11 protein-coding genes and 1 tRNA gene are annotated in these 17,614 nt (G+C 41.6%); 4 read left to right on the forward strand and 8 right to left on the reverse strand.

The window, feature by feature from the left end:
* Nucleotides 1–86 precede the first annotated feature (86 nt).
* The gene (locus tag IL356_RS00305) at nucleotides 87–563 is read right to left on the reverse strand and encodes a nucleoside deaminase (protein WP_121847767.1); all 477 of its coding nucleotides are present in this window, start codon (nucleotides 561–563) and stop codon (nucleotides 87–89) included.
* 64 nt (nucleotides 564–627) lie between these two features.
* The gene (locus tag IL356_RS00310; protein ID WP_205601275.1) at nucleotides 628–2,685 is read right to left on the reverse strand and encodes a glycoside hydrolase family 3 protein; all 2,058 of its coding nucleotides are present in this window, start codon (nucleotides 2,683–2,685) and stop codon (nucleotides 628–630) included.
* Nucleotides 2,686–2,885: 200 nt separating this feature from the next.
* Here IL356_RS00310 and IL356_RS00315 point away from each other — a divergent pair, with 200 nt between their 5' ends.
* The 3 genes from IL356_RS00315 (at nucleotide 2,886) to IL356_RS00325 (ending at nucleotide 8,668) form a co-directional block, all read left to right on the forward strand.
* Nucleotides 2,886–5,996, forward strand: a complete 3,111-nt coding sequence (locus tag IL356_RS00315) for a SusC/RagA family TonB-linked outer membrane protein (RefSeq protein WP_121847765.1) — start codon at nucleotides 2,886–2,888, stop codon at nucleotides 5,994–5,996.
* A gap of 34 nt (nucleotides 5,997–6,030) precedes the next feature.
* The gene (locus tag IL356_RS00320; protein ID WP_121847764.1) at nucleotides 6,031–7,971 is read left to right on the forward strand and encodes a RagB/SusD family nutrient uptake outer membrane protein; all 1,941 of its coding nucleotides are present in this window, start codon (nucleotides 6,031–6,033) and stop codon (nucleotides 7,969–7,971) included.
* A gap of 238 nt (nucleotides 7,972–8,209) precedes the next feature.
* The gene (locus IL356_RS00325; protein ID WP_121847763.1) at nucleotides 8,210–8,668 is read left to right on the forward strand and encodes a hypothetical protein; all 459 of its coding nucleotides are present in this window, start codon (nucleotides 8,210–8,212) and stop codon (nucleotides 8,666–8,668) included.
* Nucleotides 8,669–8,670: 2 nt separating this feature from the next.
* Here IL356_RS00325 and IL356_RS00330 read toward each other — a convergent pair whose 3' ends face one another.
* From IL356_RS00330 to IL356_RS00355, 6 genes are all read right to left on the reverse strand, one after another.
* Nucleotides 8,671–11,430 carry an outer membrane beta-barrel protein gene (locus IL356_RS00330; protein ID WP_121850602.1) on the reverse strand — a complete coding sequence of 920 codons (2,760 nt, stop codon included), beginning with the start codon at nucleotides 11,428–11,430 and terminating at the stop codon, nucleotides 8,671–8,673.
* Nucleotides 11,431–11,556: 126 nt separating this feature from the next.
* A complete protein-coding gene (der, locus tag IL356_RS00335) occupies nucleotides 11,557–12,861 on the reverse strand; it encodes a ribosome biogenesis GTPase Der (protein ID WP_121847762.1) in 1,305 nt (434 codons plus the stop codon).
* Nucleotides 12,862–13,001: 140 nt separating this feature from the next.
* Nucleotides 13,002–14,528 (reverse strand): choice-of-anchor I family protein, encoded by a 1,527-nt coding sequence (locus IL356_RS00340; protein WP_121847761.1) that lies wholly within the window; start codon nucleotides 14,526–14,528, stop codon nucleotides 13,002–13,004.
* A gap of 84 nt (nucleotides 14,529–14,612) precedes the next feature.
* Nucleotides 14,613–15,500, reverse strand: coding sequence for a GTPase Era (era, locus tag IL356_RS00345; protein ID WP_121847760.1), 888 nt, complete (start codon nucleotides 15,498–15,500; stop codon nucleotides 14,613–14,615).
* A gap of 11 nt (nucleotides 15,501–15,511) precedes the next feature.
* Entirely contained in the window at nucleotides 15,512–15,976 is a 465-nt protein-coding gene (locus tag IL356_RS00350; protein WP_121847759.1) for an RNA methyltransferase, read from the reverse strand.
* Nucleotides 15,966–17,327 (reverse strand): alanine/glycine:cation symporter family protein, encoded by a 1,362-nt coding sequence (locus tag IL356_RS00355; protein ID WP_121847758.1) that lies wholly within the window; start codon nucleotides 17,325–17,327, stop codon nucleotides 15,966–15,968. Before IL356_RS00355 ends, IL356_RS00350 begins: the two co-directional genes overlap by 11 nt.
* A gap of 187 nt (nucleotides 17,328–17,514) precedes the next feature.
* Here IL356_RS00355 and IL356_RS00360 point away from each other — a divergent pair.
* Nucleotides 17,515–17,587: transfer RNA gene (locus IL356_RS00360), tRNA-Met, on the forward strand.
* Nucleotides 17,588–17,614: the final 27 nt, after the last annotated feature.

Genomic DNA, 17,614 nt, shown 5'->3' on the forward strand with positions numbered 1-17,614 from the left:
GAAATAACTATTGACCAATGGGCATAGTTATCATATTACTTTTGTATAGTAGTATTTAAAGCACTTTTCTTAGGTACCCGGCATCCCTAGTACTTTGTTTTGTCCGTTTTGGTATCCCAGGCATTAAAAACAGGCAACACCTCCTTTCTTAATAGTTGAATAAAGGCAATTTGACGTTCTCCCATCTCTTTATCCAATTCGTCATAAATAAAACGATCATCAAAATTGATAGCTTTGGCGTCTTCTTTTGTACAGGCAAAATAGACCTCTTTAGGTCTTGCCCAATAAATGGCACCCAAACACATTGGGCATGGTTCGCACGAGGTATAAAGTATGCATTCATCTAATTGAAAAGAGTTAAGTTTTTTACAAGCATCTCTAATAACAACCATTTCGGCATGAGCGGTAGGGTCATTTGTAGAAGTTACTTGGTTATGACCCTCAGCAATTATCTGACCCTTCTTGACAATAACTGCCCCAAAAGGACCGCCGGCATTCGAGTTCATTCCTTTTTCAGCCATTGAAATGGCCCTCTTCATGAAATATTCGTGTGATTCTGTCATTTGATTTTTTTGATTCTTAAAAGTACAGTGATTATCCCCTACATACGATTAAAAACATAAAATCTCACTCCTTATAGGTGAGTCCCTCATCAAAATGAAACAGGGCATAGCCCTCTTCTTCCATTGAGCCCGGCAAATCAGACTTTTGTTTTGAAGCCATTTCATCGCTCACTGGGGTGGTAAAAGGCATTTTGCCGGTCGGCGAGAACTCTCCGGCAACGATATCCAATAATGCTTCGGGAGTAGTGCCAAAAGTGGCCAGTACCGCCTTTATATTATTAGGCCGAGAATCTGAATAAATTTCATCAATCGCCCAAGGATTGGTAAAATTCACGGCTAAAATCGTTGGTTTCTTTGCAATCAAAGAGTTGACATAGTCATTATCAATTCCGTTTTCAGAAAGATTCACATGCAAGGAGCTACCATCGGATTCAAAGAGTGACTTTCCTTTGGGCACCAACCATAACAAGACCATATCTGCCTTAGAAGGGTCGGAAACCAATTCAACGCTTCCCTCATAGCCTTCCGGCAGGTAGACATTACTGTTCTTGCCATCTCTGACGGGAATATAAGTTTCAAAATATACTTTGGTCTTTTCCTTTAAAGGAAGGCTTTTCTCATTCTCTCCGCCTTGATTTCTCAACAGCACAATCGACTTTCTCATTGCCAAAGCCGCTTGTTCTGCAAAAAGATCGTTTCCTACCACCTTCACGGCATTATCAACATCTACATACGGATTTTCAAATAACCCCAATCGAAATTTTTCATTCAATAGCAAGCTAACCGAATGATCGACCTGCTTTATTAAATCTGGATTGGCTTTTAGGGTTTCTATCAACTTACTAGGGTCTGCTGTACCTGAAAAAAGATTGACGCCGGCCTCCAAGGCCATTTTATACCGCTCCGTAATGCTCAAACTTTCAACCCCCCAAGGCATCATTTCAATTGGGCCTGTGTCTGAATTGATAATACCTTCATAACCTAGCTCTTTTCGAAGTACATCTTGAAGCACTTCTTTATTAAAAGCGTAACCAACTTCCGGAAAAGGCGTATGCACCGGATAGGAATAATAGGGCATAATGGAAGAAGTACCGGCCTCAATGGCAGCTTTAAAAGGAATTAAATTATTTTGAAACATATCAGCTTCAAAAACCTCTCTTTTCCCCCAATCGAAATGGGGATCTTGCCCACCTTCGGTGGCTCCACCACCAGGAAAATGCTTTGTCGTAAGCGCTACCGATGTAGCGTTGAGACTATCACCTTGAAAGCCCAAAACCACTTCTCGAATCATTCGGGCGGCCAAATCGGCATCCTCGCCAAAAGTACCCTCTACCCTTTGCCAACGCGGATCTGTGGCCAGGTCTGCCATATACATGTAGCCCTTTCTCAAACCGACCGAAAGCCATTCGGTTCTTGATATATCGGCAAATTCACGGGTGAGTTCAAAATCTCTCATAGCGGCTAGCCCCAACTCTCCCGGCCATTGTGTAAACGGGGTTTTACCTACTGTTAGGCCTATAGAGGCATCTATAGCAATATGATTTCTAGGATTAGAGGTAATGATTGCCGGGATGCCATGTGTATGGGCCTCACACAATTCTTGTAGGTTATTGGTATACTCTGCCAAGATTTCGACGGAAGGGTTCGCACGTAAAATAAAATGCCTTTTGTGAAACTCGGTTACGTCTTTCGTAGTACCGGCAGCTGATATGGTCGGGTACGGCAAAGGCTTTCGCGTAAAGATATTAGTTTCATTTACTTGGTCCACTTCATTAAAACCACTTGTTATCGGCTCATTATTCTGGGGCCTACTAAACGACCAATCGTTTTCTAATCTGGTGGTGCTGATAAGCATAAAACCGGCTTTCTCCTCCAAACTCATTCGAGATAGAAGATCTGCACTTCGCTGCTCTACAGATAAGCGCCAATCTTCGTATGGGTTGAGTACTCCATCTTTATTTAGGTCTTTAAAATCTAGCTCATCCTCGGTCAAAACGTTCACCGATCTAAAACCAAGTTCGACTTGTTTAACCGGAGCTAATTCTTTCACTTTTACGTCACTTTTACAAGCCGTCATTATTAAAGCAAGTACGGACACATAGATATATCGAAGTCGAGCCATGATATGAGTTTATGGCTCTTAAATTAAAAAAAATCTTCAAAATACTGGCAAATGTTAAAGGCCAATGAGAGTGGGACTATACGAAGAAAATGAGTCCCTCACTTTTTCAAGAGCAGCACAGTACAGGATGCGAAATTAGAAATTGCCGTCTACAATTGTATAATCAATGTAATCGATTACTCAACTTTAACAACTTAATTATGAAAATGACTCTTAAACTACTACACAAAGCACTTGCGCTACTTGTGTTCGCCTTTACAATAGGTGCTGGAGCGCAAGAAATTGAGGTGTCGGGAACGGTTTCCGATACCGGGGGCATTCCCATCCCGGGGGCCAACGTTATCATTCAAGGCACACAGACAGGTACCGCTTCCGACTTTGACGGTAACTACACCATTAGCGTAAGTCCCGGGCAAATTTTGGTGTTCTCTTCCATTGGTTTTAAAACAGTTGAAAGAACTGTTGGCCAATCTACGACCATTGACGTGCAGATGGAGGAAGACAGTGCCCTTTTGGAAGAAGTAGTGGTCGTCGGCTACGGCTCAACTAGTAAAGCCGATGTTACAGGTGCCATCGTGGGTGTAAGCTCTGAAGAAATCAGCTCTCGGCCAGTAAATAATGCGGTCGAGGCCATGCAAGGTAAGGCTGCAGGTGTAGATATTTCATCTAACGAACGACCCGGTAGTGTCGGTAGCATAACCATTCGAGGGGTGCGTTCTCTTTCAGCATCGAACTCTCCTCTTTATGTATTGGATGGTATTCCCTTGACTTCTGGGGGAATTGAGAACATTAACCCGACCGACATCGAATCGATCAACATTCTAAAAGATGCATCCGCTACGGCAATCTTCGGTTCGCGAGGTGCTAACGGGGTGGTCATTGTAACCACCAAAAAAGGTAAAACAGGTCGTTTTAACTTAAACTACAATACTTCGGTAACCGTTGAAAATCTTGATGAGATGGCCGCTCAATTTAATGCCGGTGAATACGTTGATTACCGTCGTTGGGCCAAATATTATGAAAACTCTGAAACCTACCCAAGGGGAGACCAGCCAACACAAGCCAATGACGCCGCTATTTTTTCAGGTGACGACACAGCTTTCAATAACATTCTTAGAGGCTGGGAAGGTGGCACCTGGGATGGTTCGAAACTTATAACCACCGATTGGACGGACTTTGTGACCCGTACCGGAGTGACCACTATGAATACCTTAAGTGCCAGTGGAGGTACCGAGCGTATGAAGGCTTATGGTTCTTTTGGGTACATGAACAATACGGGTACCGTTGTGGGTCAAAGTTTTGAACGTTATAATACCAATGTAAGCGTAGACATTGAAGCTACCGATTGGTTTACCTTAGGTGGAAACATCAATGCGGCTTTCAGTACTCAGGAATACGGGCAGTCAACAGCAGGTGGAGCCGGGGTGTCTTTGCAAAGTGGTCTTTACCAAAGTGCGCGTAGCATCTTTCAGTACACCTTGCCCTATGACAGTGCCGGAAACAGAATAGAGTTTCCAGGTGGCGACATTGCCGTAAAAACAATCATTGATGAGGTAAAGTATTCTCAAGATCAAAGAGTGACCGTCCGTGCCTTTGGAAGTTTCTACGGAGAGCTCAATCTAGGAAAAATGATTTCCGGATTGGACGGATTGCGGTTCCGTACCAATTTCGGACCTGACATTCAAACTGTTCGAAACGGATCATATTTAGACGGACTTTCAGTAGCCAGGAATGGTTCTAGTTTCGCCTCCCTTGCAAAAGAACAAAGACTATCCTATACCTTGGACAACCTTATTTACTATGATAAGGTACTAAACAAACACACTTTGGGTCTGACCTTATTACAAAGTCAAACCCAATATAGGGCCGAATCAAACCTAATGTCAGCTGACAACGTACCTTTTGCCAGTCAAAAATGGAACGCGTTAAGTAGTGACAACGTAGCCTTAGCCAACTGGGAATCGGATTTAGTGGAAAGGCAATTACTATCTTATATGGCACGTGTGAATTATGGTTATGATAATAAATACTTATTGACACTTTCCGGTCGTTATGATGGTGCGTCACAGTTGGCCGATGGCAACAAATGGGCGTTTTTCCCCAGTGCGGCTCTAGGTTGGAGTTTGGATAAGGAGAACTTTTTGGCCGAAAGCAATTGGGTGGATCAATTAAAGCTCCGTTTTGGTGTTGGGGTTACCGGTAACTCTGCAATTGACCCTTATTCGACCCAAGGAGGTCTTATACCTCTCTTCTACCCTGTGGGTAACACAACGACTGCAGGTATAGAGAATGCAGAAACTCTGGCCAATCAAGACTTAGGTTGGGAACAAACAACACAGTACAACTACGGTCTTGACTTTTCTTTCTTTGCAGGCAGGTTGTCAGGTGGTCTAGATTACTATCACTCCAATACGACCGACCTATTGTTAAGAAAATCGGTACCTACCGTTACCGGATATAGAGATACCTTTGCCAATGTGGGCGAAACCAACTCAAAAGGTATCGATTTAACATTGAATACGGTCAATGTTCAGACCGATAGTTTTGAATGGTCTACCAACTTTAGTGGGTCATGGCAAGACAATGAGATTGTAACCCTGGCCAATGGTAATGAAGACGATTTAGTCAACGAATGGTTCATTGGTGAATCACAAAGTGTTATTTATAACTATGCCTCTAATGGCATCTGGCAAGAATCGGACGCCGAAGAAATGGCACGATTCAATGCCAATGGACATACTTTTACTGCAGGTAACGCTAGACCGGTTGACCAAAATGGCGATTATGTAATCGATGCCAACAATGATAGAGTCATCATTGGTAGCCAGATTCCCAAATATATTGTGGGTCTCACCAATACGTTCAACTATAAAGGTGTTGAATTATCGATTTTTCTTTTCGGAAGAATGGGCTACACCTACAACACCGGTGGTGAAGGTTTAGTGGGTAGGTACAATTCAAGAAAGGTAGATTATTATACCGTTGCCGATACCAACTCAGAATACCAAAAACCTATTTACTCTGCCGGTTACGGAGATCAATATTATGAGACACTTGGTTATAGAAGTGGGTCTTTTCTAAAAGTGAGAAACATCTCATTAGGATACAATTTACCTAACAAGTTGACCGAAAAATTAGGGCTCTCTACCTTCAGATTTTATGCACAGGCAACCAACCCGGGTATGTTATTCTCGAAAGTAGATTGGATCGATTTAGATGTTACGAGGCCGGCCAATAATGATAATGGGTACAGTTTGGGTAACTCAGCTGTTAATAGAGGTTTCACTCTAGGTATGAATTTGGGATTCTAAACCCGCAAATCACAACGAAATAAAAAAGTACAAAATGAAAAATATAATAAAATCAAAAGCATCTAGATATTTGGTCTTGGCGCTGCTATACTTGGCAAGTTCGTGTAATGACGATTTTCTGGACGAGGAACTCACTACCCAGAGAAGTAATGAATTTTACACTACAGAGCAGGGTATTCAACAATTGGCCATCGGAGCGTATTACCGCGTTTTGGCTTCTACATTTTCATCCGAACAACAATTTGGCACCACCAACTATGGTACCGATGAATTTCATGTTGGGGGTGACGATACGAACAGCCAATGGAACAATTATGACAGTAGGTTCAATTCTATCATTCCCACAACGAGAACAACGGCAGAAGAGCCTTGGGACAATTTTTATGTGGGTATCGGTCTGACCAATCAACTTATCAAATCGGCCACCGAAATAGAATCGGACAATCCAGAAATAAAAAGAACCGCTTTAGGTGAAGGATACTTTCTTCGCGCTTATAATTATTTGAAGCTCGTTAGACAATATGGTGGTGTGCCCTTAAAGCTCGATGTAAGTACAACTGTAGAGCTCGAATTTACCAGAGCTTCGGCAGAAGAGGTATTGGCGCAGGTAATCGACGATTTAACCAATGCGTATAATTTGTTGGATAATGGCGGTGCACCTGCCCGCATTACCAAAGATGCTGCAGCTCATTACTTGGCAAAGGCTTATTTGACAAGAGCTAGCGAAATCAACGATTCTTGGAACTCTTCTACCAAAGCTGCAGATTTAGATCAGGTAGTAGATCTATGTGACGAGGTTATTGCTAATCATCCCTTGGCTACAAATTTTCAACAACTTTGGGATTATACAGAGCCCGATGGCGATAATGAATTTTTACCGGAGCTTATTCTTTCTGCTCAATTTGGCAGGGATAAATCTTTAGAAACATCAAACTTTAGCACGGTACCTTTTACCTCCCGTTATGATGATCTTCAGATGATGAAAAGAGACTTGACCGGCATGCGCCCTTACAGTCGGTTGGCAGCTACCTACTTCACTTATGACGTTTACGACCACATAAATGATTCCCGTTTTTGGAAGACATTCAGAACCAAACACCGTGTCAACAGTGGTGGTACTTTTGATGGTGTCAATTATGTGGCAGGAGAAGATTTAGGTATCATGTACGTCATTAACTCACCTGATGATAACAGGTTCTCAAAGACCATCAACAACAACGACCCAAGCATTCTATATAATGGCAAGACCATACCTCATGTATTCGTTGCCTATGCAGCAGATGGAGTGGGCCTAATGGCAAACCCTAGGTTTCCGTCACTTAGCAAGCACTTTGATGCAGCCAGAACCTCTATCAACGACAACAGGGGCCTACGTGATGAAATATTGGCCCGCTCAGCAGATACCTATCTAATGGCGGCAGAAGCCAAAATTAGACAGAATGCTTTTGCAGAGGCGTTATCGTATATCAATGCGGTTAGAAACCGTGCCGCTTACAAAAGCGGTGAAGACCGAAGCTTTTATACTGATGGCGCAGCCGCGTATCCGACTTCTGAATTTACACAGCCCATTACTGATAATTCATTCATGCTTGAAAACTCGTATTACGAGTCGAATAACATTCCGGTGACAACAGATGCAACTGATTTGACTATTACCAGTACTGCCAGTTTACCTGAGGAAGATGAAGCGATTATTGCCACTTTGGGTTATGCAGGAGATTATGACCGTATGATGTGTTTACTCTTAAATGAGCGTTCCAGAGAGCTGTGCGGCGAATGGCACCGTTGGGAAGATTTAAGCAGAACTTTAACCTTGGTAGACAGGGTAAGAGCTTATAACCCTAACGCATCTTCTAACATTCAAGACTTTCATGTATTGCGACCTATACCGCAAACCTTTTTAGACGGCGTTTATACAGAAGGACGTACTTTGACCCCAGAGGAAAAAGAGAATATGCAAAATCCTGGTTATTAATCACAATTTAATATCAGATAATGCATATAAAATTTATTCGTGAACATTTTGAAAATGTACTTTTAAAGTTGACCGAATAAAACAAGTTTTAGTTAATTATGTGTCGGAAGGACATGTTTCTTAGAAGCATGTCCTTCTCTTGTTTTAAAGCTTGGAAATTCTAGATCAAGCTTTTACCGAAAATAGGGAAACTATGAGCAACCTTTTTCAGTTTTCGGCATCCACCAAATAAAAGTTCATGATGAAGTATGTTGTTTTAATTCCCATGTTTTTATTGGCATTCTGTTCTTCAGATGATGACTCAGTCGATAACTGTCTTGCTGCCGATTGCATAGCCAACTTCACTCACCTTTATATCAAATTGATTCAGGAAACCTCCGATAAAAATGTTTTAAGTGATGACATCTATTCCCTTGATGATATTTCCATTTCAAGTGATATTGCTTATAGCCTCGAAACTCAGTCGGTTCTAGAAGAAGAAGTGCTGGCCATCACTCAAAAAGAATGGGGTTTGGCCAATTATGACCTCACACTCAAAGTTGGTGAAAATGAACCTGCCCAAATACGATTTACCTTGGCAAAAACCGGTAAAATGGGTTGCTGTAGCAATCTACTGTATATTGAAGCGCTTTATTTAAATGATACCCTTCTTAGCACTGGCGAATACTATCCTATTTTGACCGTAATGGTCAAATGAACTTACAAGCTTCTGAACCGGCCCCCTCTAGAAGGTTTTGCACCACCGAATTGATCGAACTTATAAGTAAAACTTCCCATAAAATAACGTTTGAGAACGGTACCCTGAAAATCTTGGATGAAATCTTCACCCGTTGTTCTACGCGTATTGATGTTCTGATCTAGAAGGTCATAAGCCAGTATTTTAACCGTAGCCTTTTTCTTTAGTATCTCGAGACCTAAACTCATATTCCAAAAAACCGCGTCTTTTCTAAAACCCGGTCCTACGTTGCCATTATAAGAGTAGCGAATATCGTTACCAAAAATCACGTTCTTTGGCCAATAGGTGGTCAACCTTAAAGAGGCATTTTGAGAAGTAAATTTGACATCTTCTACATTATCGAGATTGTACTTGGTATTATTGAACGAAATACCATACCCAGGTTCAAACTCGACCATCTCTTTGTAATTGATTGTGGTTGATAAATAGGGAGAAACATCTAGGCTTTTTGCTTCTAACCGAACATTGTTCGTCAAACTTACCTGTCTACTAAAATTCATTCCTGGGCGAAGGTTGAACTTGGCACTAAAGACACTGTCTTTTTTGACCTCTTTGGAGTAACCGAAACCGGCCCAACCATTATAATTACCGTCAATATTGGCAAAACGGGTGGTTCTCAAAAAGTTTTCATCAGTGGTTGAAATGGCTGAAACGCGGTCATTTTGAAATTCTACTTGAGCATAGGCATAGACCCCTGTACGTTCTTTCCAATTAAAGTCATTGTAATTGATATTGATATTATGATTTATTCCAGGAGATAGACCAGGGTTACCGATGACGATATTTAACGGGTTACTTACATTCGGAATGGGTTGAAGTTGATTGACCGAAGGCAAATTCAAATTAGAGCGGTATCTGGCGAACAAACGCTTGTTACTACCAAACGAGTAGCGTAATCTGGCGTTGAACAAAAGGTTTTTATACGATTTAGAAAAATTGGAATCTTGTAAAAAATCTTCGTTGCTCAGTTTGGTGAACTGATATTCGGCCGCCACTCGAAAGTTCAGTTTTTCCCCGTTCCTTCTAAATCCGATGGACGGCGTCTGCTGAATGTTCTTAAAATTAAAGTTGGAACTCAATTCTTCGTTAAAAAGGCTGTACTCACCAACTTCTTCATCAAAATCATTAACCAGTTTACTGTTCACCCGATTATCATGACTGTACTGATATTCAAAATCAAGAAAGTTCTTTTCCGAAATGGGATGGCGGTATTCCCCTTGAAGTTCATACCCATCTCTTTTATTACTGACTTCAGAGAGTTGATCCAACTCTTGAATATTAGCATTCTCGCCAAATACCTCTCTTAAAGAATTAAGGTTAGAAACATTACGATCTTCGTTATTCGTATTAGAAAAACCGAAACTCACAAAACGACCCAAGGTATCTAGCTTCTTGATAATGTTCAATCGGTTTGAAAAATTTCTCTGAAAACCATCATCGGTGGTCGTTCGGTTGTTACTATTAATCATATTGCCCGCTTCATCTGTTGTTACGGAACTGTTTAAATTATAGCTTTCCGTTCGGTTAACGCTCATTGAAGGCTGTAAAGAAATACGAAGCGTCTCATCAATATCAAATTCAAGGTTGGCCGAACCTCTATTCGAATTCGAGGTACCGCTAAAATTGCTCTCGCTATCTGAATAAAACCTACCATCTGGCAATATGTTTTCTCGGCTTGTCATCTGGTCGTTAAAAGAATCGCTGTATCCGAAGAAATAATTACCATCTATTTCGTATTTGCCCTTTTCGGCATTGGCGTAACTGGCCCCCGCATTCGAACTAGTGGTAATTCCGTTACCAAAATTATTCAACAACCCACTCTCACGTGCACCATCATAACCTCCTCTCGTTCTTCCGACCATATCATAAATTTCATCAAAAGAAAACCCAGAATTATTGATGTTGTTCGAACTGGCTATAAAGCTCACCCTTTCAGTATCGTTAAAGTAATTCACGAGCCCGTTCAATTGGTAGCGTTCGTCGGTACCATAACCTGCGGAAACGCGCCCCATGATACCTTTATTCTTGTCTTTTTTTATGGTAAGGTTAATTGTTTTGCTTTCACCATCGCCTTCTTCTCCGGTAAATTCTTGTGTTTTTGTCTTGGTATCGGTAATCTGTATTTTATCGATTACTTCTTTTGGGAGACTTTTGGCAGCCACTTTGGGGTCGTTACTAAAGAACACTTGTCCATTGACCAAAACCTGGCTCACTTCTTTACCATTCACCGTAATTTTTCCGTCACTATCGACATCGACCCCCGGAAGCTTTTTCAGCATGTCTTCAACATTGGCATCGGGCCTTGTTTTGAAAGAATCGGCGTTAAACTCCAAAGTATCTTTTTTAACGGTTATCGGCACCCGTTCACCAACTACGTTCACCCCTTCTAACTGTTGGGCTTGCGCCTCTAGTTGAACCGTACCGAGTTTGGTTTCCGGTTTCAGGTCAATTTTCATGACCAAAGTCTTGTATCCATTATATGAAAAGAAAAGATTGACAGATTTTAAAGAGGTGCGATCTTCCAGTTCAAAAAAACCATTGACGTCAGATATGGTATAGGCTACCAAGCTGCTGTCTCTAGGAGATTCTGCATAAACGGTCGTAGACTCTAATGGTAATTGCGAATCGGAATCTTTGACAGTTCCGGTAATTTTAAACTCTTGTGCCGATAAAATGGGGGTAAAAAAAATGCACAGTACAAAAGCTTTGAAGGCTTTGTGCATGAAATTTTGGTTTAGTGGTTTGAAAATTTTGGTCCAAACCAAAAGTAACCGAAGTCAAAAGAAGACCTGCTTCCCTTAACAAAAGTTTGTGCTTTATAACAAAATGTTAGAATCTAACCGGTTAGATTATTTTTTACGCATGAATATGGAAACCGGCACTCCGGTGAAATCAAAGTTCTCTCTAAGCTTGTTTTCCAAAAAGCGTCTGTAAGGGTCTCTAATGTACTGCGGTAAATTACAGAAAAACGCAAACTGCGGGTATGGCGTAGGTAACTGCGTGATGAACTTAATTTTTACGTATTTGTCTTTGTACGCCGGTGGTGGTGTTCGTTCAATGATAGGAAGCATTACATCATTCAACTGACGGGTCTTGATTTTTTTCGAACGGTTCTTATAGACATCGACAGCAGTTTCGATGGCCTTGTAAATTCGTTGCTTGGTCAGCGCCGAAATAAAAATAATAGGTACGTCGACAAATGGCTCGATAGCCTTTTTGATTTGCTTGGTATACTGTTTAACAGTATTGGTCTCTTTATCTTCTACCAAATCCCATTTATTGACCAAAATAACCACGCCCTTGTTGTTGCGTTGCGCCAGCCAAAATATATTTTCTACCTGCCCATCAAAACCTCTTGTAGCATCAAACAACAACAAACAAACATCGCTATGTTCAATAGCTCTAACGGACCTCATCACAGAATAGAACTCTAGATCTTCTTTGACCTTTCTTTTTCGACGGATTCCTGCTGTATCGACCAGATTAAATTCAAACCCAAAACGGTTGTATTTGGTATCGATACTATCACGGGTCGTACCGGCAATATCGGTAACGATATACCTATCTTCACCGATAAGGGCATTGATAAAGCTTGATTTACCTGCATTGGGTCTACCGACCACGGCAAACCTTGGCAAATCGGCCTCTTCATCATCTTTTTCAGGAAGCACCTCGACCAAAGCGTCCAGTAATTCGCCTGTTCCGCTTCCGTTGATACTTGACAAAGTATAATATTCGCCCAATCCCAGAGCGTAAAACTCAACAGCATCTTCGGCACGTTGCGCATTGTCAACTTTGTTAATGGCCAAGAAAACTGGCTTCTCAACCCTGCGCAAGAGCTTAGCGACATCTTCATCCATTCCCGTAACACCGGTTTCAACGTCGACCATAAAAATAATCGCGTCGGCCTCATCAATAGCCAATTCTACCTGACGGTCTATCTCTTGTTCAAAAACGTCATCGCTTCCCAATACATAACCTCCGGTATCTATGAGCGAAAATTCCTTTCCGTTCCAATCACTCTTGCCGTAATGGCGGTCACGGGTAACCCCGCTTACCGCATCGACAATAGCTTCCCTTCTTTGAATAAGTCTATTAAAAAAGGTGGATTTACCCACATTCGGCCTTCCTACAATAGCAACAATCGCGCCCATACCACGTTAAATTTGGCGCAAAAATACTACATACCAATTATTTGCAGGTTCTTTTGCCTATATTTCTCGATAAGGGTACTTATGAAAAAAGAAACCCTCACGGAAAATTCCGCAAGGGTAACCCAAAAATGTACTAAAAATTAAGAGTTGATTTCGTAAATCGAAACCGTATTCGAGACTTCATTGGTAATGATCAACAAATCTTCTTTCGTTGGGCTCTTCTCTGCTGGCACCACTAGCAGCCCTTCTGGAGCAATGTCTTGGGCATCAAAAATCCAATTCAAAAATTCAGGCGCCGTTGGGTTGGTTATATCATATACCAAAACACCACCTGTACGCTCTAGCCCGACAAATAGTAAGGTCGACCCACCTACTTTCAGCGTAGTTACGGCTTCAGGTTCCGCTCCTTTATCATCGCTTCGGCCATCTGCCTCCCCTTCATCTGCATTAAAAAATGCAGGGGCAATCTCAAAGGTTTGGCGCCCTATATCGTCGCCACTATCGTAAACCAAAGTACCATAGGTATCCCAAATAGAGAACGAACGGGCACCGTACGAATAGATTTTATCATAGTCTCCATCACCATCTATATCACCATTGGCCAAAGTCGTTTTTAGCCTTCCTAAATTCTCATCTTCTTGAAGCTCTTCGGCATTCGGGAATACAGTGGCATCAAGCTCTAGGTCTTTTACCCTTGCCTCTTCTGAATATCCATCATAATCCCGAGCATCTCCTTCATTGGCCGTAATTAGATAATTGGTTCCTTTTATCTTTGCAAATGTGATGGCATCAGGCATATAAAAACCGTAGACGGGCCAATTCTGAAAGTTACCTACGATACCGTCATCATTGCTGGCATCTAATTGGTTTTCAGGAAGCGAATGGTCTTTTACACCAAGCCCATACACTTCTTTAATGACCATTGATTTTAAATCGACCACTGCCATTCCGTTATTCTCTTGCAGGGTTACATAGGCATATTTACTATCATCTGAAATAGCCACATATTCAGGTTCGATATCTTGGGCCAAGTTGGCTCCAGGGCCAAAAACCCTAAAATCGTTGCCAATGCCCTCTTTCGTAAAGTTGGTAAAAAACAAGGTGCCGATTTCTTTCTTTTTCAAATCGATCACGGTTATAGACCCTTCGGGATCAACCGTATAATCATCATTAGGTTCACCTTCATTGGCAGCAACGATATATTTACCATTAGGGGAAAAGGTAACCATATCTGGCAACGCACCAGCAGTGTAAGTTTCCAACAATTGCAACGATTCGGTATCATAAAGAGCTATCGACCCGTTGGCCTGCTTGTTCGGGTTCTCTACGGCCACCGCCAATACACCCTCATGCACATCAACACTATTCGGTGTTCCCGTTAGAGAAATACCTGATTGCTTAACTGCTGAAGAAGGATTGGAGATATCCCATACGGAGACTTCTCCGTCGTTCGGATTAACGATAAACAACCTTTTGGTCTTATCATCATAAGCGCTAATCTCGGCAAAGCCTTCATCGCCGGTTCCGTTTATAAAAGTGCCGATTTTAGTGAATTTAAGCCCCGACAATCCTTTATCAGGCTCTTCGCCAGGGTGCCCTATGTAATCTTTAATACATGAGGAAAGAAAAACGCCCGCCATGAGCGCAATTACTAGTGGTTTTTTCATTTTCAGTGGTGTTATTTAACTTTTACGAAAATGAAAAACCATCGTAACCAGAACGTAATCTTATCTATAAGCTATAGTTATGAATCAATTTTGATTGTAACCGAAGCGCTTGAGTTGCCTCATATCGCTTCGCCAGTTTTTGTTCACTTTTACATAAAGCTCGATATGAACTTGCTTACCGAAAAACTGCTCTAGATCTTTACGCGCCTCTACCCCTACTTTCTTTAGGGCAGCCCCTTTGTGACCTATAATGATGCCTTTTTGGGAATCACGCTCTACCATAATGACTGCTCGCATTCGAATAATATCATCATCTTCAAGAAACTCTTCCGTTTCTATTTCTACCGCATAAGGAATCTCTTTTTTGTAGTGAAGAAGAATTTTTTCACGAATGGTCTCATTCACAAAAAACCTTTCAGGCCTATCGGTCAATTGGTCTTTAGGGTAGTAGGCAGGCCCCTCGGGAAGCAATTCGATGATGCGCTCAAATACATTTTTGATATTGAAATTACTCAAGGCCGAGATAGGATGCAATTCAACCGTAGGAAGCAACTCTTGCCAGTACTGTACCTGCTCTTCCAACAATTCTTGGGTGGCCGTATCTACTTTGTTCAATAGAAGAAGTACGGGTATTTTGCTATTTTTTATTTTTTCGAAAAAAGCTTCGTCCTTTAGAGCTTTCTCCCCTATTTCTACCATATAAATCAATACATCTGCATCTTCAAAAGCAGTCTTTACGAAGTTCATCATAGATGTTTGAAGCTCGTAAGCGGGTTTAATAATGCCTGGTGTATCAGACAATATCACCTGAAAATCATCTCCATTTACAATACCCAAAATACGGTGTCTTGTAGTCTGTGCCTTTGAGGTTATTATCGAAAGCTTCTCACCCACAAAGGCATTCATCAAAGTTGACTTGCCTACATTAGGGTTGCCGATAATATTTACAAACCCTGATTTATGTTCTCCCATGATTAATTCTATTAGCGCATTCGTGGTTTTGGTAGATTTCTATCGTACATAACAATGCTTCCTGCAACGGCAACATTCAAGCTTTTGGTCGATTTGAATTGGACCAAATGATGTGATTTTTCACAGGCTCTATTCGATAGACCGTGATCTTCAGCTCCTAATAAATAAACACATCTTCTGGGGTGATTAAAAGATTCTAAATCAACGGATCCATCTTTCATTTCAACCCCCACCAACATGGCACCTTTAGGTAAATTGGCGTAAAAATCATCAAAAGTCTCATAATGAAAATACGGCATTGCCTTAACCGCGTGATGCGTATCACTAGATTGCTTAGCATACCTGTTTCCTATGGTAAAAATAAAGCTTGCGCCAAGATTTTGGGCCGTGCGCCATAGCACCCCTAAGTTCTCGGGTGTTTTTCCGTTCTGAATGCCAATCCCAAAAAACTCATGTTCAAAATTATCAGTGCTCACCTTTCAACCTCTGAAAATATTTCTTTGCCTCTTTATTCACTTTAGGCGCCAACAAAAGTACGGCAATCATATTGGGTATGACCATTAATGCATAAGAAAGATCGATGAGATTTTTAACCAGTTCTAAAGATGCCACGGCCGCAAAAACAATCATAATTACGAAGTACCAGTTATACAGTTTACCGATTTTGGGATTCGTTAAAAACGATAGGCACTTTACCCCATAGTAAGAATAGGTGAATAGTGTAGATAGAGCAAACGCAGTAACAATTAGCATCAACAGGTCATCGCCATAACCGAACAATGTCTTTTCAAATGCGGAAAGTGTCATAACAATTCCGCTACTATCTTCTAAATAAGCGCCACTTAGAATAATCACGACCGCCGTAAAGGTGCAAACCAAAATAGTATCTATAAAGGGGCCTAACATGGCCACCAAACCCTCTTTGATAGGGCTATCAGTTTTCGACTGCCCGTGATACATGGGCGCACTACCAAGACCGGCCTCGTTAGAAAACATGGCCCTGCGTATACCGATAATGACCAGCCCCCAAAATCCGCCGGTTACCACAGTCTTAAAATTCCAAGCTTCGGCAAATATCATTTTAAGAGAGGGAATAATTTGAGATGCATTGAGCGACATAACCACCACGACGGCAATGAGATAGACCAATACCATAAATGGCACAATAGCAGAAGCCACTTTAGCAATTTTTGTAAGTCCACCGAAAATCACAAATGAAGTAATAATGGCCAAAACGACACCTATGCCCAATTGCCAATTAAAATCGCCAAAATTGGCAATAGATTCATTTGGCTCAACCACGCTCATAAAAGTCTCGGTAAACTGATTGGCCGTAAAGACACCTAAAAAACCAAAGAGTCCACAAATCGCAAAGAATACGGCCAAAGGTTTTGCCTTTTCTCCCAAACCTTTGGTTATATAATACATCGGCCCGCCCTGCAGTTTTCCATCGGCGTCTGAAGATCGGTACATAACCGCAAGACTACAGGAATAGAACTTGATACACATGCCGATCAAGGCGGTAACCCATATCCAAAAAACAACGCCAGGCCCACCATCATGAATGGCAATGGCGACCCCAGATATATTACCAAGACCAACGGTCGCGGCCACTGCAGCAGAAAGAGCCTGAAATGAGCTCACATCGCCTTGCGCCGATTTATCATCGTATTTACCGGCTGTAATAGCAATGGCGTGGCCAAAAAAACGATAGGGCAAAAATTTAGAGTACGCGACCAAGAAAAGTCCGCCACCAATTAAAAGTATAAACATGGGCCACTCGGTGAATGGTAAGGCCCTTGCAATAAAGTCGTTGATTATCTCCATAAAATGTATAGCAAGTCTCGAAGGTATGCATTTTAAGTATTTATGAAGGTAGTTAAAAAAGATTCTGCAACAAGTTTTGATAATACCATAAAACAGTTGTATATTTGTCGCCCGTTACGAATAGTAGCGCTCTTCTCGGCAGTGTCATGAACTGCAGTAGTAATTGCAAGAGAGAAGAAACCCACATCGCGGGGTAGAGCAGTAGGTAGCTCGTCGGGCTCATAACCCGAAGGTCGCTGGTTCGAGTCCAGTCCCCGCTACAAAGCCAAAAGCCATCAATCTTTGTT

It is taken from the genome of Euzebyella marina, from assembly GCF_014855515.1.
GTDB classification, from domain to species: domain Bacteria; phylum Bacteroidota; class Bacteroidia; order Flavobacteriales; family Flavobacteriaceae; genus Euzebyella; species Euzebyella marina.